Source organism: Ruegeria sp. CDSC042, from assembly GCF_059610745.1.
The window spans coordinates 522,712-539,521 of sequence record NZ_JBXWOF010000001.1 but is presented as its reverse complement, the minus strand read 5'-3'; the positions used below and the strand labels follow the sequence as shown (position 1 = coordinate 539,521).

Genomic DNA, 16,810 nt, shown 5'->3' with positions numbered 1-16,810 from the left:
CAAAGTGCGCACGGTTGCCTTTCACTTAGCGGAACTCAAAGTCCAGTTTGCGCCGGTCGCGGTTCGCTGCACGAGCGAAACCGTGTTCGATGTCGAAGGTCTGGTAAGGGCTCTTACCTTCAATCGATGCCCAGCACAGAGAACGGCAGCAGTGAGCCCATTGCTGCCGTCGACCGAGCTTCGGTCTTTTGCATGTGCGGCACGTAGCAAACCGCACTGACCGGACATTCGAAAACAATCGGCCAGTGCGCGAAGTGCGCTTGATTCTACGGCTCAGGTGCGCGCCCCACTCGTATTACGCCTTCTTCTGTGTTTCGGACGAAATACTGAACCGTATTGCCACTTGGACCAAATAGCATTGCTTTGTCTCCAAAGAGACCAGAGCCGCCAAATCTGGCTTTGACAGTTTTTGTTTGTGGTCCCGGAATATCATTTGCCTCCGCAAGTTTCCCGCCGGCATCGCAGCTCACAAAGGAAATCAAGGCACGGCCAGATGAATCAACGGGAATATCCAGCCTTGCAGGTGTTACAAAAGACTTGTCAAATTCCGGTCCACGCACAGTGCATTTTGCTGCTACCGGCGCCCCGTTGTCTTCTGCGCTGAAAGCAATGGCTCGTGTTTTAACAGCGGTAGGCGATGACGAAAGATCCTCGGGTTTAGGCTCAGGAGAGTTTGAAATTGTTGTGGTGTTACACGCGGCCAGTACGACGCAGCCCAAAAGAAAAAAAGAACGCATTGTGATATCCCGTATCCGATACTTTAGAGGTACTTACATACAGGGTATGTCCGGAGTGCAAGGTTGATTTTCATTCGTCCCCTAAACCGTTCGAAATCAGGACTAGCAACGACTGATACAAACTGGATCAGGGGTGCCAGGGATTGATCCAGCCATCATTAGCTCGATGCGCCGACTAGATGATAAGAGCCCTTACCGGACCTTGCGGCCCAGCTTGGCTGCTGCGGATGCATTAGTCCGCTCTACAACCCAAAGCGGAAATTGCCTTTCTGCAAATCGAGCGGCAAGCCGACTGTCACTGCAGTCGCTGTATTCAAGAGCCCCGAACGAGAGCAAACTTTCAATCAACTGGTTCGTAATCAGTGGATCCATCCCTTGAAAGCGTGCAGAGGTTTCAAAATCACTTTAGAGTACTGTTTTTGAACAAAAAGCCCTTAGGAGAGACGAGCTTTCAGTTTATTGGTGATCCGCTTTTGCTTTTCGGCTAACGTGTTTGCCTGATCTAGATGAAAAATCATAAACAAAATCTTCAGCTTAGGTTCGGTAGCCTCAGGTGTTGTAAAGAGTTTTCCGACACCCTTGCAGCGAGACTTGTTTTCTGGTCCGCAACGTTGCAAAACACTGATGATCGGTGTCACCTATTACGACCCGTTGACGCAAGAAAGGGCAGAAAGTTTGGCCTGGAGACCTGTACATCCAAGGCACGCGATTGAGCGCGCTCGAATAATCGTGGTGTTTAAGGGGCAACTGCCCGCCAAATTTTTGCGTAAGTTGGCTTCTGACTCAGAAGAGCGACGACTGGGACTTGGCTTTAGTTCCATGAACTGGCGTGAAGGACATTCTTTTCAAATCGGTGGCCCTGCAGTTTCGGTAAATAGTGGCCCGGCCCAGTTGTTTGGATGGGACTGGCAAAACTTGTCGGCCGGAAACGTTCCCCTTGAGACCTTGGTTTTGGAAAATCAAAGCCTTATATATGAGACAGTCGATTACACGCGTTGGGCAGAATTTTCCACACGGTTTGAAGATATTGCATTGCCGATCCTTGAAGAAGTCCTCGGACTTGTAGATATCTCGAATTTGGTTTTAGAATACGTTGATCGATTTGTTTTCGATGGTCCTGCATCAGAAGCACGGACTGAGGGTGTTTTGAGTGAAGCCTTTGTTAGTTTGCCAGAAGCTGCCCGAACCGGTCCTGCTGCATGGCATTCACATCTTGGTTGGTTTGAGGAGATTGAAGGGCATTCGATGCTAATTAACCAGAATGTCGATGCGCAAGATGGTAGTTTCCAGATGAATGGCCCTGCTGTTCGTAGCCTGCAAATTTATACGAAGACGGATTTGCGCCCTAGTGAATATGAGAACGGTTATGAAGGACTGCGTTCGGCCATGAGCGCAATGCACGTGAAGTCAAAGAAGCTTGTTTACGATATTTTGACGCCAGATATGCGCCAGCGCATTGGTATGGAAGGTTCTTGAAATGAATGAAGCAAATAGATCGAGTTCGGTTTCGGATTTTGCGTGGATTTCTGCTGCCGCTTTTATCACCGGTGTTGCTTCGGTGACTGCCCATCCTGCTAGCGCCAATGTAGATCACCACAGGCATCTCGAAAAAGCCCCCGAGATTTCTCCGTGGGCCGACGTAGCAAGTTCATCTACCGATGACTTCGTGCCTGTCGGCGCGCCTTTGTCATATGAGAGCTGGCATTTTGAGGTTTCCGACCGAATGGTTGCTCTTTCCGAAAAGCAGGACGGTTGGAAAGGGCCTGACAGCCAAAGTGCGTTGCCTTTGGCATTTGAGCACGCAAACCATCTTTTGCGGAAGTTGGCCGTAGATAGAATTGACCGTCGACCTACAGTTGGTCTGGACTACGAAGGCACATTTTCGTTTGCTTGGTCTGATGGAAATTTAAGCATCGATTTGACCGTATACGATGACGGAACCTACTCATATTTCGCGACTGATGGTGTGCGTTCTGCAACTGCGGATGATGCGCTCGTAAGTGAGCGAATGTCCCCACAATTGCTTGGTTTGCTATTGAGTTAGTCCGCACGTGCCTGAAGCTGCAGTAGATTTGCACCGCCTGATTTGGTCTCCAGATGATTTCGATGGAGATACACTTACCACATCGGCGTTCCCAAAGAATGACCTTATGGGCGGTGAACGCTATCTAAGCGTCTCTCGAACAGACATTTTGGATGCTGATGCTGAATTGAGAACGGCATCCGGTCAGGCCGCGTCTGATAGCGCAAATGTTGTCAGAGACGAAGCAATGTCAGTAATATTGAATTGCGGTGATGTCTGCGCGGCCAAGGACGACAAGGGTGTGCGGCCATTTGATGTAACTGCTGAACCGATTCCAGGTGAGAACGAAGCACACTGTGGAATCCGTAACTCCACTGACAAGCAAAGTCGTGGGTATGTGAACCAATTGCGTGCGATCCTTGTTCGACTGGCTTCGCAGCCGCAGAAACTCGAGGATTTCCTATCTAGCATGCAAGAACAGTAATCTATTGGACGAAGCAATTTTCTAGAATCCACCGCGCGCGCGGCGAATGTCCGGTCTGAAGGGCCGCGCCACAGAGAACAAAGCTGGCAACGAACCTTAGCTTTGGGCCGCTCGCACGGTTTTGCAAATCCCGCTTCCTGCGTAAGGCTGCCGCTCGTGAGGCGCAGTGCTGCTAACGCGGCGAAGGTCTGGTTGGTGGCCTTTGCTGCCAAGTAGGCTGCGGCACGGCGATTGGGGCCATCGGTCTTTCCTTAATTAATTTTCTGCAATTTTAGTCCTTCCAGTATGCCTCATGGACGGCCTTTGGTGCAAATTCCCGGACACCCTACTACAACTGCAAAACTCAGATCGGGAGCGCGCAGCAAGTCTAGTTGGAGTTCTTCTGCGCGAGTTATGTTTGGGTGCTTCTCAGATCGAATAAGCCATCCCCTATTTCCACGGATAGCTGTTCTTGATGGTTCCGCTACCTCAGCCGACTATCCATACTTTCTGCACATGAGCACCAGCCTAGGTGAAGATATCCAAGGATTGGCGGTGTTGATTCTAGTGTTGCTAACGCAATACCCAATTTAATTGCGATTATCGCAAATTTAGTTATTGACTATTTATTGCGATTATCGCAATTTCTTTCTTGTGACGAGAGGGAGACGGACATGAGACACATCCAAATCATAGAAGCGGCACAGGTGCAGCGCGGGATCATTCCTCAGACGTTTGTATGTGCCTGCTGCGGTTCTGAACTGGATCGTGACGATCACATGAAGGATCACTTTCTCGCGGAACATGAGGAAGGACTCACCAACCGTTACGGCCCGAACGTCTGCTTTGGTTGCGCGGATGATTTCGACCCGGAACAGCCCTGCCCCGATTGCGATCGTGAGGTCTGCGCTTGTGACGATGCTTATGACGCATTGGTGTCTGAACAGATTTTGGCGGAGTGATGGCGATGACCCACCTCCCCCTTTCCCCCGCGCCTATCGAGCAGGCGCAAGACCCGGCAGGACCTACCAAAGCCAATCCTGCTCACGGAACCAAGGCGCGTTCCTGTCGGGGCAATTTAGGCGCAGTCACCAGTGTTGTTGGTAACGAGTTTGCGCCAAAGGACCGTGACGGGTCCAAGGGGGTGGAAATCCCCCACACCATTCAAGCTGCCTTCGAGCGCATGAACGCCGCGCAGATGCGCCGTGACGCCCGCGAGAGCCTGCCCTTCGGGGCCAAGCTGCTGATCGGCGTGTTCTGCGGCCTGCTGGCAGTCTCAGCCGCCCATGCGCACCGAACCTATGCCCTGCAAATGAATTGGGAGCGGATCAATGAGTGAAGACAGCAAACACCCATCTTCGGAAACAGTTCGTAAGCCGGTCAACAAACATCAGGTTATTGCTCTGCACGAGCAGAATCCCGATTGGACCGCACCCATGCTGGCAAAGTACCTAGGCTGCACACCATCTTACATTCGCGCGACCGCTCAGAGAAATGGGTTTGCACTCAAGCCCGCAATAAACATTGGGTTGGTAGCCACGTTGAAGGCCAAGATCGCAGAACTTGAATCCCAACTGGAAGCAGCGCGCCGGGTGAAGCCGCATCATCACCCTGACTATGAGCAGCGATTCCAAACAATAATCGACATCATTAACGAAGAAGTCGAAAGCATGGGAGATACGGAGGGCCATGAGTGGCTTGAGGGAACTGATCGTGCTGCCGACAAAATCCTCTCCGCCCTCCAAGACCCCACACCCCAGCCCGACCCCGTTAACGCTGCGGCGCGGGTGATCCGCGATGATGATTACGCCGTATCATTTCTTTCGCACAAACTCATGCGCAGTCATGAGGAAGTGAAGATCGCCCTGCGTGACCTGACAGGGGAGAGCGAGTCATGAGTGAAGCGAAATTCACACCGGGGCCTCTACGGGTCATCGACAAATCACCAAAAGGATTTCACTTCGAGATTTCCAACGCGGAAATTCCTCATGGGAGTGCGTCAGGGTCACAGGACGATTGGCACAACGCATACTTTAACGTTTCCGGCTACTTTGGCAGCTACGGCGCAAATGTATTCGCCGCCGCACCGGAACTGTATGAGGCGCTTCAAGAGGCCTGTACGTCTTTGGTGATTGCTGCTGATCAAGTGCGTGAGGCAGCAAAGACAGATAGCCGCTGGTCGGGCGTTGACGAGAAATTGATGCGTTATGCCCGCGAAGGTCAGGACGTCTTGGCCAAAGCCCGAGGTGAGTCATGATCGACTTCATCCCCGACCTATCTCACCCCAAATACGAGGACGCGGAATACCGTCACGATGTGGGGAACATCCTCAACCTCTTGATACTGATGGTTGTTGCCTTGGCGTTTCTCACGGTTTTTTGGGCCTACCAGATCTCGCAACCGTTGTCCCGGGATTGCGAGTACGACCTCGGCGGGTGTCACGCCTCTATCCCGCCTGCCGAGGTCATTTCGGAGGGTGGCAAATCCACTCCTCAAGCGGCGACAGGCGTGCAGGTACGCGACCGATGAACCGGGGTGCTCAGTAAGTCCCGTCGCCCATCAACTGAAACGCATCAACTGGAGAAATGTTAGATGCCCCTGAAAATCACAAGTTCATACGATCCGATAGAAATCTCCAATCTGGTGATGACCATCTATTCTCAACCCGGGTTAGGCAAAACAAGCCTCGCATTTACGGCTTCAAATCCATTGCTGATTGACTTCGATCACGGCGCGCATCGCGCGGTTGATCGGGGTGACGTCGTGCTGGCTACAAAATGGTCGGACATAACTGACATGTCATCCGACGATCTTGCCCCCTATGACACCATCATAATTGATACCGTTGGCAAAGCGCTTGATGCTCTGACGCAAGACATCATTAACAGCGCCCCCAGACTTGCATCGGCGGGCGCGCTGAATCAACGCGGTTGGGGCCAGCTTGGCGTTCGTTTCAATGCCTTCCTTAGACGACTGCGTGGATTTGGTAAGGATGTCATCCTGCTGTCGCACATGGATGAAAAGGCAGACGGTGAAATCGTCAAAGAGCGCCTGAAAATTCAGGGTGGCTCTAAGGATTTAGTCCTGACCGATAGTGACGTCATTGCCCGAATTTCCATCTACAACAAGCAGCGTCAACTGATGTTCTCGCCAACCGAAACGTCATTCGGCAAAGATCCCGCCGATTTGGGGATGATGGTTGTGCCAGAAGCTTCCTCGGTCGAGTTCAAAACCTGCCTCGCTGATGTTTTGGCAAAGGTCAAAGAGGGCCTGAATGCTCTTTCTGAGGCCCAGATTGAACGCAAGAGCGAGGTGGAGTGGTTTGAGAACACACTGCCAGATGTCAACACCGCAACCGACATTAATGAACTCCTCGGTCGTGCAAAGAAGGCAGGACGGGACGTTTCAATGATGGTCGTTCAGCGCGCTAAAGAGCTTGGCTTGGAGTTTGATGAAGCAACACACCAGTACGTTCACCCAGAGGACGACCTGCCCGAGGAACCCGAGAGAGATGAACCGGAGGCTGCGTGATGATGCTCGAAGTTCTCGAAAATATGAAAGCGGACGCCGAACAGTGCAACAGGCGCCTTAGAGCGGTGACAGGCGTTGGCCAAAAGCCCAACTACGGCGCAGGCCACGGGAGAACCAAGCCTGTCATTCAAAGGCGATTGGCGGTTCGACAGATGATGCACTCCATGACCATTGCAGACATGGCAGAGCACCTTGGCGTGAGCGTTTCCACCATCAAAGGCGACATCATCACCAACAGAACGGAGGATGAAAATGCAAGCCGTAGCTGATGCCGTTGATGTGTATTTCAAGCGCGAAGCCGAGGCAATGACGACGCCTCAAGGTGCGGATCATTCCGAACTTATCGAGCAGGTCGCGGCTGAAACAGGCATCGAAACCGATGTCCTAACCGAGGCCATCTTAGACGCCTCTGTCATGGGCGCGAACTGATGCCCCATCGCGTGATCGACACCAAAGACGACCTGTCCGAATTCACCCGGTTCCTTGGCAACTTGAAACTGCCGATCACTGTGGAATGGGTTCAGGGGCGGGATCGCACCAAGGACCAAAACTCCCTGCAGTGGCTCTGGGCCGCTGAGGTCGCCCAACAGCTTGGCGACAGGGATGCGGCTGACGTGCAGGCCGACTGGAAGTTGCGCCACGGTGTCCCGATCATGCGTGAAGACAGCGCAGAGTTTCGTGAAGCCTACGACTCGATGATCAAGCCCCTGCCCTTTGAGACCAAACAGCGCGTTATGCGTGATCTGGACTTCGGCGTCACCCGCCTGATGAAGGTTCGGCAGATGGTTCGATACATGGACACCATTCAGCGCGAGAGCCTTCAAATGGGGCTACACCTAACCGAGCCGGATCCGGAACTTGCCAAGTACCAGAACCGCTATCGCCAGAAAGACGCAGCATGACGGGCCGAGCGATCAAAGAATGGATCGGCGCCACGCCTGACACGCGCGTTCCGCCTCGCGTTCGCCTGAGGGTGTTTGAAGCGCACGGCGGCATGTGCGGCATTACCGGGCGCAAAATCCAACCCGGTGACGCTTGGGACATCGACCACGTCCAGGCATTGGCCAACGGCGGCGAGAACCGCGAAAGCAACCTGCAACCGGCGCTGAAAGAGGCTCACAAGGCCAAAACTGCAAACGACGTCGCTTGGAAATCCAAGGACCGCCGTATTCGCTCAAAGCATCTCGGAATCCACCAGAGCAAGACACCCCTGCCCGGTGGTCGCAATTCCAAATTCAAGCGCAAGATCGGCGGTGGTGTGGTTCTGCGAGACGAGGATTGAACACCTTGCATGGTGCCGGGTGCCCCTTCCCGTTGGTGAGTGGCGGGAAGGGGAAAAGGAGACAACCGTGGGAACGACCAAAAGCATACAGGAGCATTCGCGAGTGAATACTGAGATACATTCGATCAGCGGCGCTGTGATCGCCCAAGCGGCAATCCGATACCGGCAGTGAGGGCCGGCTGGTCAGAAAATGACCCTACCCCATGACCCGCTTATCCCTTGAGCAGAAGGACGAGCCAAAGGAGGGAACATGAGCTTCCAGTTTCCACCACGACTGATGCAGGCAAAGGCTGCCGCGTACTATTTGGGTGTCTCGACATCCAAGTTCCGCGGCCTCGAATTGCCCTGCAAAAAAGACGGTGGAAACAAGTTATACGATATCGCCGACCTTGACGCCTATGCCGACAATCTCCCTTATGAGGGCAAACAGGGGCAAGAAAACACATGCGACAGGGTATTCGGTTGAAGGGCATCAAACGGATAACCAAGCCAAATGGCAGCGTTTATGTCTATCGCCGTGTCGGTGGGTCTTTGGTTCCCCTGCCGAATCTTCCCGAAAATGACCCGCGTTTTCTTGAGGCGTATCTTGCCGCCGGAAGTGCTGAACCCGAAAAAAAACTGCGCGCAAAAGCGGGGACGATTGCCGCAGCTATTGAAGCCTTCAAGGGCTCCAAATCTTTCGAGGGCCGCGCACCCAGCACGCAAGTAGTTTGGCGGCGTATTCTCGATCAAATGAGCGAAGCCTACGGCGTCAGCAAAATCACGGATCTGCGCACCTATCACATCAACAAGGATCTCGCGAAGGTATCAGCCGGAGCGGCCCGCCCCCGTCGGACGATCTGGCGCGCCCTTCTGGAGTACACAAAAGAACAAGGTGCGATCGACACCAACCCGGCGCGGGATGCTGTAATCTCGAAATACGACCCGAAGCCACATCAACCCTGGACAGCCGCCGACATCAGTAAGTTCCGAAAGCATTGGGCAATCGGCACACCGGAGCGACAGGCAATGGAAGTCGTGTTCTGGACCGGGGCGAGATGCGTCGATGCGCGAACCCTCGGGTGGCAGAAAGTCGAAGACGGAATACTGGAATTCGTCCAGCAAAAGACCGGCGGGACTGCCGTTGTGCCGATCACTGCCCCGCCACCGCCCCTACTTGAAACCGACCAGAAGATGTTCCTCGATAGCATCAGCGGCGACATGATTTGGATCACCACGCGCAATGGAAAGCCGCGAAGTCAGAAGGCATTGTCTCAGTTCATCAGCGCGGCCGCATCATCCGCGGGGCTGCCCGACGACAGGACTGCCCACGGTTTGCGAAAGGCCCGAGCGATGTCTCTCGTCTACGCAGGATGGACACCACACCAGATCGGGGCTTGGACCGGCCACGACAGCCTGAAAGAGATCGAGGATTACACCAGAGACGTGAACAAAAGGGTGCTGGTTTCTGGTGAAAGAAAAGTCCTAGACATAAGGAAGCGATAGTGCCTCGCAAAAAACAATCCGAAAAAGAGAACGAACAAAGAATGAATTTGGGAAACCGCTTGAAAACCAAGTGGAAACCAGCTGGATAAGCATTTGATTTGTATTCATAATATTTGTTGAATGGCGCACCTGAGAGGATTCGAACCTCTGGCCTCTGCCTTCGGAGGGCAGCGCTCTATCCAGCTGAGCTACAGGTGCCTGCGCCGTTAGCTAACCTTGTTCCGGTCCGGGTGCAACTGAAAATCGACCCGGATCAAACAGGTTTCACGCGAACAGATCATGCGCAAGTTCAAGCGCTTCGATCAGGGTATCGACCTCATCTTTCGAGTTATAGAGACCAAAACTTGCGCGGCATGTCGCGGTGACTCCGAGGAAATCCATCAATGGTCCAGCACAATGGTGCCCGGCCCGAACAGCGACGCCCTTTTTATCCAAAATCGTCGAAATGTCATGTGCGTGGCCTGCACCGTCCAAAGTGAAGCTAAAGATCGCCGCTTTGTCCGGCCGTGTCCCCTGAAGCTGAATCCAGTTCAGCCCTGCAAACCTCTGCATCGCATAGTCTCGGATCCCGGCTTCATGAGCAGCAACGTTGTCCATCCCCAAGTCCATCAGATAGTCCAGAGCGACGCCCAGTCCGATGGTTTGCACGATGCCAGGAGTTCCCGCCTCGAATTTCATCGGTGGATCATTGTAGATCACCTGATCCTTGCTGACCTCTTTGATCATGTCACCGCCACCGATAAACGGGCGCATTTCGGCCATCCGGTCAGATTTGATGTAAATCGCTCCCGATCCCGATGGGCCATAAAGCTTATGCCCGGTGATGGCGTAGAAATCGCAGCCGATATCCTGGACATTGACCGGCATATGCACGGCGCCTTGACTGCCATCCACCAGCACCGGGACGCCTTTGGCATGGGCGCCTTCGGTGATAGCTTTGACATCCACAACCGTGCCCAACACGTTCGAACAATGGGTCACCGCGACCAGCTTGGTTTTTGGACCGATGGCATCAATGACAGCTTGCGGATCAAGCCCACCATCCGCATCCACATCCACCCATTTCAGCACCACTCCCTGACGCTCGCGCAGGAAATGCCAGGGTACGATGTTTGCATGATGCTCCATCACACTCAGGACGATCTCGTCCCCGGCCTGAAGACGCGGCATCGCCCAGCCATAGGCGACCAGATTGATGCCTTCGGTCGTGCCCGAGTTCAGAACAATTTCATCTTCATCCGTTACGCCCAGAAATCGGGCAATAGTTCCACGAACGGATTCGTATTTCTCGGTCGCCAGATTGGACAGATAGTGCAGCCCGCGATGCACATTTGCATATTCTTCGGTATAAGCCCGCGTCACAGCGTCAATGACAACCTGTGGCTTCTGAGCTGATGCTCCATTGTCCAGATAGGTCAGCGGCTTGCCGTTTACCTCTCGGGACAGGATCGGAAAGTCAGCGCGAATTTTCTGCAGATCGAACATCGTATTTTTCTTCCCTAGACCGGGCCGCTGGGTGTGAACATGAGGACAAATGAGATTGAAATCAGTGCGGATAACAGAATGACCCCAAAAGATTTCAGCATCGAGTTGAACTTATGAGCTTCATTCAGGAAATGCATTGAGACGTAAAGGCTGACAAGTGCGGTCGCCAGCAAAAACATGACCATCATAAATGGAACAACCATCGAAACGATCAGCGTTACCGACATCGCTGCGATCTGAAGGAATTGCAGCCAGATCGTCAGGATCAGGATATCTTTGAATGTCGCAACGCCCCCGATAGTACGACCAACAAAAAGAAGAGCCACCACGCTGAGCAGCATCGCGCCTGACGAACGCAGAAGGTTCAGAATAACAGGATCAGAAACGGGAAGCGGTTCACCCTGCGGGACAGGGACCATCTGTTCGATACCAATTTGGATGGCACCGTTCAGAACGACAGCCAGAAAGAATGCCAGCCAGACAACTTCACGCCCGGGACGCAGATCCAGCAACCGTCTTGCCGCTTCGGCAGGGTTGGTCAGGGTCAGAACAGCAATCTGACTCAGCGCGGCCGGATTCATTCCGCATACCTTTGCGCTTGCCTGAGGCCCGAAAACCAGAACCACAGGAATACGACGAACCAGACCAACCCGACAGTGGTCATGGTTGTCCCCGGACCGATAAAACCAGCGACAAGGCCGTTCAGCAAAATCAACGGCGTCGAGGATAGCAACGCCCAGAACAGAGCCAACCTTGCGCCATAGGCAGTCCCCTTTCCGCCGAACAGACGCGCCGCACCGTGGGACACGAAGGCCAGAAGGTAGAAGAACAGCGGCAAGATAATGACGGTTCCAAGCAAGGCACCGCCCAACAGCATGTTAAGCTCGAGGTCTTCGAGATGCGCCCGCCGGGACAAACGTGGCAGTTGCGCAATGAATGCCACCACGCAGAACGCCATTACAAAGACCAAAGCGCGGTCCTCACGTTCGCCCAAATCCAGAAGCCGGCTTACAACCCGGCCTGGTCCACGGTATGTGGCCACTATGTCCGACGTTACCGGCATCAGCTTCGCCGAGAAAGCCAGCCTTCAAGGCGGTCAACCATAGCCTCCGCAAGGCTTTCATCCTCGATCTCTTCCACAGCCTCGGCCAGGAACGACAAGGTCAGCAAATTTGTTGCCTCTTTGACGGGCACACCCCGAGACCGCAGGTAGAACAGAGCCGTTTCATCAAGCGCACCTGATGTCGAACCGTGCGAACAGACAACGTCATCGGCATAGATCTCAAGCTCGGGCTTGGCGAGGAACTGACTATCATCATCCAGTAGCAAAGACTGGCTGATCTGATACCCGTCTGTTTTCTGGGCGCCCTCTTTCACAAGGATCTTGCCCTGAAACACGCCGGTCGCGCCGTTCCGCAGCACCTTCTTGAACACCTGGCGGCTTTCGCAACCAACCGCGTCATGGGTGACGAATACCGTGTCGTCATGGTGAAAGTCGCCATCTCCGACGCAGGCACCGGCCACGTGCGCCACCGCATCATCGCCGGTCAATTCGATCACCTGTTCGTTCCGGGTCAGAACACCGTTCATGGTCAGGGTGAAGGATTTGTAGACAGAATTGGCACCCAACCGTGTAAACATATGCGTCGCCGCACGACGCTCGTGGTCACGACCCTGGGCCCGCACATGGTGCAGCGAGCCACCATCGGCAATGTCAATTTCCATACATTTGTTGAAACGCGATGCCGCCGGCCCGTTTTCGAGAATGGTAACCTCGGCGTCAGTTTCGACCCGCACTACGTGATGCAGGATCGCATCCGAATCCTCGGACGCATGGCGATAGATCAGGCTGATCGGTTTCGATGGCTTACCGGTCACATGGATGGCCACTCCGTCTGATGCAAATGCGGTGTTCAATGCGGCCAGCGGGCGCTGAACCGGGACTTGTCCATTTGCTTCGAGAACGCCGTACAAGTCTTTGGCCCAATGGATATCTTTGCAGCAAATATCTTCAAGCCGGTCGATCGAAACACCTTCGAGCGTCAGATCATCGGACTCTTCGGGATTGAACACTCCGTCAACGAAGACAATCTTCAAGCGATCGAATTCATCGAACATTTGCGGCTCGTCCGACTCGAACAGCGCCGCATGCGCTGCATCAGCCGATACGAGCGTATCGGGTTGGGTGTATTTCCAGTACTCGTCGCGCCGGCTGGGCAAGCCCATTTGGCGCACACGGGCAATTGCGTCCTCGCGCGCAGCGCGAGTACATCCGGCATCGGGCAACGACAGGACAGCCAGCCGCTCCTCCGTCGCAGTCTGTTTTGCTTGGGGCAACGCCATCAGTTCACCTCGGCCAAAATGTCGGCATAACCGTTGTTTTCAACCTCAAGTGCCAACTCGGGACCGCCAGTTTTTACAATCCGCCCATCGGCCATGATATGCACGACATCAGGTTTGATGTGGTCCAGAAGGCGCTGATAATGCGTGATAACAAGGAAGCCACGCGCTTCGTCGCGCAGCGCGTTCACGCCCTCGGCAACCAGTTTCATCGCGTCTACATCCAAACCGGAATCTGTCTCGTCCAGAATGCACATTTTGGGCTCTAGCATGGCCATTTGCAGTATTTCGTTGCGCTTTTTCTCACCGCCAGAAAAGCCAACATTCACAGGGCGCTTCAGCATATCCGCATCGATCTTTAACGATTTGGCCTTGGCGCGCACCTCTTTCAGGAAATCGGCTGCCGAAAGCTCATCTTCCCCGCGGGCCTTGCGCTGTGAATTCACAGCGGTGCGCAGAAAGGTCATGTTGCCAACGCCCGGGATTTCAACCGGATATTGGAACGCCAGAAAAACACCGGCTGCTGCACGCTCTTCCGGTTCCATCTCGAACAGGTTCTCACCACCAAGGGTCGCCGAGCCTTCGGTCACTTCATACCCATCCCGACCGGACAGCACATAGCTGAGCGTCGATTTGCCCGAGCCATTTGGCCCCATGATCGCATGTACCTTGCCAGCCTCAACCTTCAGGTCGACACCTTTGAGGATTTGCTTGTCTTCTTCTTCAAGTTTGACGTGCAGGTTTTTGATTTCCAGCATGTTTATTTCCTTTGGCGTATCGCAAGAGGGTCATGCCCCCTGTATGTTCTAAATTCAGGGAAAGTCGGGATTAACCCACAGATCCCTCGAGACTGATGGCCACCAACTGCTGGGCCTCCATCGCAAATTCCATTGGCAGTGCCTGTAGCACGTCCTTGCAGAACCCGTTGACAACAAGGGCCACGGCCTCTTCCTCGTCCATACCGCGCTGACGGCAATAGAACAGCTGATCATCATCGACCTTCGACGTCGTCGCTTCATGCTCGACGCGCGATGAGTTGTTCTTGACCTCGATATAGGGCACCGTATGCGCCCCGCATTTGTCACCGATCAGCAAGCTGTCACACTGGGTGTAATTGCGGCTGTCCTTGGCTTTCGGATGCATCGAGACCAACCCGCGATAGGTGTTCTGCGCCTTGCCCGCGCTGATCCCTTTCGAAACGATCCGAGACTTGGTGTTCTTGCCGAGGTGGATCATCTTGGTGCCAGTGTCGGCCTGCTGATAGTTATTGGCAATCGCGATCGAATAGAACTCACCCTGACTTTCATTGCCGCGCAGGATGCAGGACGGGTACTTCCATGTCACGGCCGAGCCGGTTTCAACCTGCGTCCACATCACCTTGGACCGGTCGCCGCGGCAATCCGCGCGCTTGGTCACAAAGTTATAGATGCCGCCCTTGCCATTCTCATCCCCGGGGTACCAGTTTTGAACGGTCGAGTATTTTACCTCGGCATCTTCCTCAATAATGATTTCAACCACGGCAGCATGCAGCTGCGCAGTGTCGCGCTGAGGCGCAGTACAGCCTTCCAAGTAGCTGACATAGCTGCCTTTATCGGCAATGATCAGGGTACGTTCAAACTGACCGGTGTTCTCCGCATTGATGCGGAAATAGGTGCTCAGCTCCATCGGGCAGCGTACGCCCGGCGGGATGTAGACAAATGACCCGTCCGAGAACACGGCCGAGTTCAGCGTGGCATAGAAATTGTCCGATACCGGAACCACGGTGCCCAGGTATTTCTTGACCAGCTCGGGGTGCTCCCTGATCGCTTCAGAGATCGAGCAGAAGATCACACCTGCCTTTTTCAGTTCGGCCTGAAAGGTTGTGCCAACGGACACCGAGTCGAACACCGCATCCACGGCCACTTTGCGCCCTTCGGCGGGCATATCCTCGGCACCTTCGACGCCAGCCAAAATCATCTGTTCTTTCAGCGGGATACCAAGCTTTTCGTAAGTGGCCAGCAGCTTCGGATCCACCTCATCCAGCGATTTCGGCTTTACCTCCATCGATTTCGGACGGGCATAGTAATACTGGTTCTGGAAGTCGATTTCGGGATAGCTGACCATCGCCCATTTCGGCTCTTCCATCTTGGTCCAGCGTTCGAACGCGGCCAGACGCCACTCGGTCATCCATTCCGGTTCTTCATTCTTGTCCGAGATCAGACGGACGATATCGGGGTTCACACCTTTTGGGGCGTATTCCATCTCGATATCGGTGTTCCAGCCGTATTTATAGGTTCCGGCCTCGCGCACCGCATCAACGGTTTCCTGATCGACACCTTCTTTTACCTGAGTCTGGTCCAAAGCGGCCATGACTTATCCTCCGTCAGATCACGCGGCACGCGCGCGATGCTTTTTCTCTTTTTCCAGCCACGTATCCGCGAAACGCAGCACATCATCTTCTGTTGTCCAAGGGCCGAGCGATACGCGAATTGCGCTGGCTGCCGTTACCTCGTCATATCCCATTGCCGTCAGAACTCGGCTGGTCTTTACCTTGCCACTTGAACAGGCCGATCCTGCGCTGATCGCAAATCCAGCCAGATCCATCTGCATAACCTGCGTCTCCCCTTTCCATCCGGGAGTTGCAAAACACAAAGTGTTGGGGAGTCGCTCCTGATCTTTCCCGACAAAAATAGTCGCTTTCGATCCGGCCTCAAGAGCGTTCTCTAGAATATTTCTAAATTTAGCAACATTTTCCCAAACACCGTTAGCCAGATCTTTCACTGCGGCCTCGGCAGCGGCACCAAAACCCGCGATTCCAACAACGTTTTCCGTCCCGGAGCGCCGGCCCATTTCCTGCCCGCCACCAACCGCAAGCGGGTTGATGTCCAGCCCTTGTTTTAGGATCAGAGCACCAACACCCTTAGGACCGCCGATTTTATGCGCCGAAAGAACCGCCATATCCGCATCGCTCCAGACGAAGGAAAAGGGAATACGGCCAACAGCCTGTGTAATATCCAGCAACAACCAATCGGCGCGCCGTGCGCCATAGGGCCACTGACCTTCGACCTTTTTCGGTGGCAAGGTAACGATACCTGTTTCCGAATTCGCCAACCCCATTGCTAAGATGTGACCAGGTCCGAACGGGCGTTCGTTGCAGTTCGATAGATCAAGATGCGACCAAAGCGCGTCATGCGCCGTTGCATCGACGAACACATCGCAATTATTCGGTCTATTCTGCAAGGCCCGAGCCGCTTCGGTCGCACCAGAGGTAAAAATAACTTCCTGCGGTCGGCACCCGACAGCTTCGGCCACCTGCGCCCGTGCACGCTCGACCATGGCCTTTGCCGCTCGTCCTTCAGCGTGAACCGAGGAAGGGTTACCGATCTGATCCATTGCCGTGATCATCGCATCGCGCGCTTCGGGGCGAATTGGCGTTGTGGCGTTATGATCAAGGTAAACACGATTCATGGATGCACCTTTTGGCA

General features: G+C 54.1%; 23 protein-coding genes and 1 tRNA gene. 15 read left to right on the top strand and 9 right to left on the bottom strand.

Annotation, left to right across the window (positions count from 1 at the left end; translation table 11 throughout):
• Positions 1-266 precede the first annotated feature (266 nt).
• Complete coding sequence (locus tag AC2FHX_RS02715; RefSeq protein ID WP_496700374.1) at positions 267-737, bottom strand: hypothetical protein; 471 nt, start codon at positions 735-737, stop codon at positions 267-269.
• A 624-nt stretch (positions 738-1,361) separates the two neighbouring features.
• Here AC2FHX_RS02715 and AC2FHX_RS02710 point away from each other — a divergent pair.
• The 15 genes from AC2FHX_RS02710 to AC2FHX_RS02640 all read left to right on the top strand — a co-directional run bounded on the left by AC2FHX_RS02710 (position 1,362) and on the right by AC2FHX_RS02640 (position 9,521).
• The gene (locus tag AC2FHX_RS02710) at positions 1,362-2,213 is read left to right on the top strand and encodes a TIGR04255 family protein (RefSeq protein WP_496700375.1); all 852 of its coding nucleotides are present in this window, start codon (positions 1,362-1,364) and stop codon (positions 2,211-2,213) included.
• A gap of 1 nt (position 2,214) precedes the next feature.
• A complete protein-coding gene (locus AC2FHX_RS02705) occupies positions 2,215-2,781 on the top strand; it encodes a hypothetical protein (protein ID WP_496700376.1) in 567 nt (188 codons plus the stop codon).
• 7 nt (positions 2,782-2,788) lie between these two features.
• Complete coding sequence (locus AC2FHX_RS02700) at positions 2,789-3,244, top strand: hypothetical protein (RefSeq protein WP_496700377.1); 456 nt, start codon at positions 2,789-2,791, stop codon at positions 3,242-3,244.
• Between the two features lie 653 nt (positions 3,245-3,897).
• Entirely contained in the window at positions 3,898-4,185 is a 288-nt protein-coding gene (locus tag AC2FHX_RS02695) for a hypothetical protein (protein WP_496700378.1), read from the top strand.
• A 5-nt stretch (positions 4,186-4,190) separates the two neighbouring features.
• Positions 4,191-4,562 carry a hypothetical protein gene (locus tag AC2FHX_RS02690; protein WP_496700379.1) on the top strand — a complete coding sequence of 124 codons (372 nt, stop codon included), beginning with the start codon at positions 4,191-4,193 and terminating at the stop codon, positions 4,560-4,562.
• The gene (locus AC2FHX_RS02685) at positions 4,555-5,121 is read left to right on the top strand and encodes a hypothetical protein (protein ID WP_496700380.1); all 567 of its coding nucleotides are present in this window, start codon (positions 4,555-4,557) and stop codon (positions 5,119-5,121) included. Before AC2FHX_RS02690 ends, AC2FHX_RS02685 begins: the two co-directional genes overlap by 8 nt.
• Positions 5,118-5,480 carry an XkdD/Y8K6 family phage-associated protein gene (locus AC2FHX_RS02680; protein ID WP_496700381.1) on the top strand — a complete coding sequence of 121 codons (363 nt, stop codon included), beginning with the start codon at positions 5,118-5,120 and terminating at the stop codon, positions 5,478-5,480. Before AC2FHX_RS02685 ends, AC2FHX_RS02680 begins: the two co-directional genes overlap by 4 nt.
• On the top strand, positions 5,477-5,752 hold the full coding sequence (locus AC2FHX_RS02675) for a hypothetical protein (protein WP_496700382.1): 276 nt from the start codon (positions 5,477-5,479) through the stop codon (positions 5,750-5,752). The genes AC2FHX_RS02680 and AC2FHX_RS02675 overlap by 4 nt, the downstream gene beginning before the upstream one ends.
• A gap of 63 nt (positions 5,753-5,815) precedes the next feature.
• The gene (locus tag AC2FHX_RS02670; RefSeq protein ID WP_496700383.1) at positions 5,816-6,754 is read left to right on the top strand and encodes an ATP-binding protein; all 939 of its coding nucleotides are present in this window, start codon (positions 5,816-5,818) and stop codon (positions 6,752-6,754) included.
• Entirely contained in the window at positions 6,754-7,023 is a 270-nt protein-coding gene (locus AC2FHX_RS02665; RefSeq protein ID WP_496700384.1) for a hypothetical protein, read from the top strand. Before AC2FHX_RS02670 ends, AC2FHX_RS02665 begins: the two co-directional genes overlap by 1 nt.
• Complete coding sequence (locus AC2FHX_RS02660; protein ID WP_496700385.1) at positions 7,007-7,183, top strand: hypothetical protein; 177 nt, start codon at positions 7,007-7,009, stop codon at positions 7,181-7,183. The genes AC2FHX_RS02665 and AC2FHX_RS02660 overlap by 17 nt, the downstream gene beginning before the upstream one ends.
• Entirely contained in the window at positions 7,183-7,656 is a 474-nt protein-coding gene (locus AC2FHX_RS02655; RefSeq protein ID WP_496700386.1) for a NinB/YbcN family protein, read from the top strand. The genes AC2FHX_RS02660 and AC2FHX_RS02655 overlap by 1 nt, the downstream gene beginning before the upstream one ends.
• On the top strand, positions 7,653-8,036 hold the full coding sequence (locus tag AC2FHX_RS02650) for an HNH endonuclease (protein WP_496700387.1): 384 nt from the start codon (positions 7,653-7,655) through the stop codon (positions 8,034-8,036). The genes AC2FHX_RS02655 and AC2FHX_RS02650 overlap by 4 nt, the downstream gene beginning before the upstream one ends.
• Before the next feature lie 250 nt (positions 8,037-8,286).
• Entirely contained in the window at positions 8,287-8,502 is a 216-nt protein-coding gene (locus tag AC2FHX_RS02645) for a hypothetical protein (RefSeq protein ID WP_496700388.1), read from the top strand.
• Entirely contained in the window at positions 8,481-9,521 is a 1,041-nt protein-coding gene (locus AC2FHX_RS02640) for a site-specific integrase (RefSeq protein WP_496700389.1), read from the top strand. The genes AC2FHX_RS02645 and AC2FHX_RS02640 overlap by 22 nt, the downstream gene beginning before the upstream one ends.
• 121 nt (positions 9,522-9,642) lie before the next feature.
• On the opposite strand, the gene AC2FHX_RS02635 is transcribed toward AC2FHX_RS02640, so the two are convergent.
• The 8 genes from AC2FHX_RS02635 to AC2FHX_RS02600 form a co-directional block, all read right to left on the bottom strand.
• Positions 9,643-9,719, bottom strand: a tRNA-Arg gene (locus AC2FHX_RS02635).
• A gap of 66 nt (positions 9,720-9,785) precedes the next feature.
• Positions 9,786-11,006 (bottom strand): cysteine desulfurase, encoded by a 1,221-nt coding sequence (locus AC2FHX_RS02630; protein WP_496700390.1) that lies wholly within the window; start codon positions 11,004-11,006, stop codon positions 9,786-9,788.
• A 14-nt stretch (positions 11,007-11,020) separates the two neighbouring features.
• Positions 11,021-11,587: a YIP1 family protein gene (locus AC2FHX_RS02625; RefSeq protein ID WP_496700391.1), complete on the bottom strand. Its 567-nt coding sequence runs from the start codon at positions 11,585-11,587 to the stop codon at positions 11,021-11,023.
• Positions 11,584-12,069 (bottom strand): YIP1 family protein, encoded by a 486-nt coding sequence (locus AC2FHX_RS02620; RefSeq protein ID WP_142633741.1) that lies wholly within the window; start codon positions 12,067-12,069, stop codon positions 11,584-11,586. The genes AC2FHX_RS02625 and AC2FHX_RS02620 overlap by 4 nt, the downstream gene beginning before the upstream one ends.
• On the bottom strand, positions 12,069-13,349 hold the full coding sequence (gene sufD, locus AC2FHX_RS02615) for a Fe-S cluster assembly protein SufD (RefSeq protein WP_496700392.1): 1,281 nt from the start codon (positions 13,347-13,349) through the stop codon (positions 12,069-12,071). The genes AC2FHX_RS02620 and sufD overlap by 1 nt, the downstream gene beginning before the upstream one ends.
• The gene (gene sufC / locus AC2FHX_RS02610; protein WP_496700393.1) at positions 13,349-14,104 is read right to left on the bottom strand and encodes a Fe-S cluster assembly ATPase SufC; all 756 of its coding nucleotides are present in this window, start codon (positions 14,102-14,104) and stop codon (positions 13,349-13,351) included. Before sufC ends, sufD begins: the two co-directional genes overlap by 1 nt.
• A 70-nt stretch (positions 14,105-14,174) precedes the next feature.
• Entirely contained in the window at positions 14,175-15,695 is a 1,521-nt protein-coding gene (sufB, locus tag AC2FHX_RS02605) for a Fe-S cluster assembly protein SufB (RefSeq protein ID WP_142633735.1), read from the bottom strand.
• A gap of 18 nt (positions 15,696-15,713) precedes the next feature.
• On the bottom strand, positions 15,714-16,793 hold the full coding sequence (locus tag AC2FHX_RS02600; RefSeq protein WP_496700394.1) for a cysteine desulfurase family protein: 1,080 nt from the start codon (positions 16,791-16,793) through the stop codon (positions 15,714-15,716).
• Between the last annotated feature and the right edge of the window lie 17 nt (positions 16,794-16,810).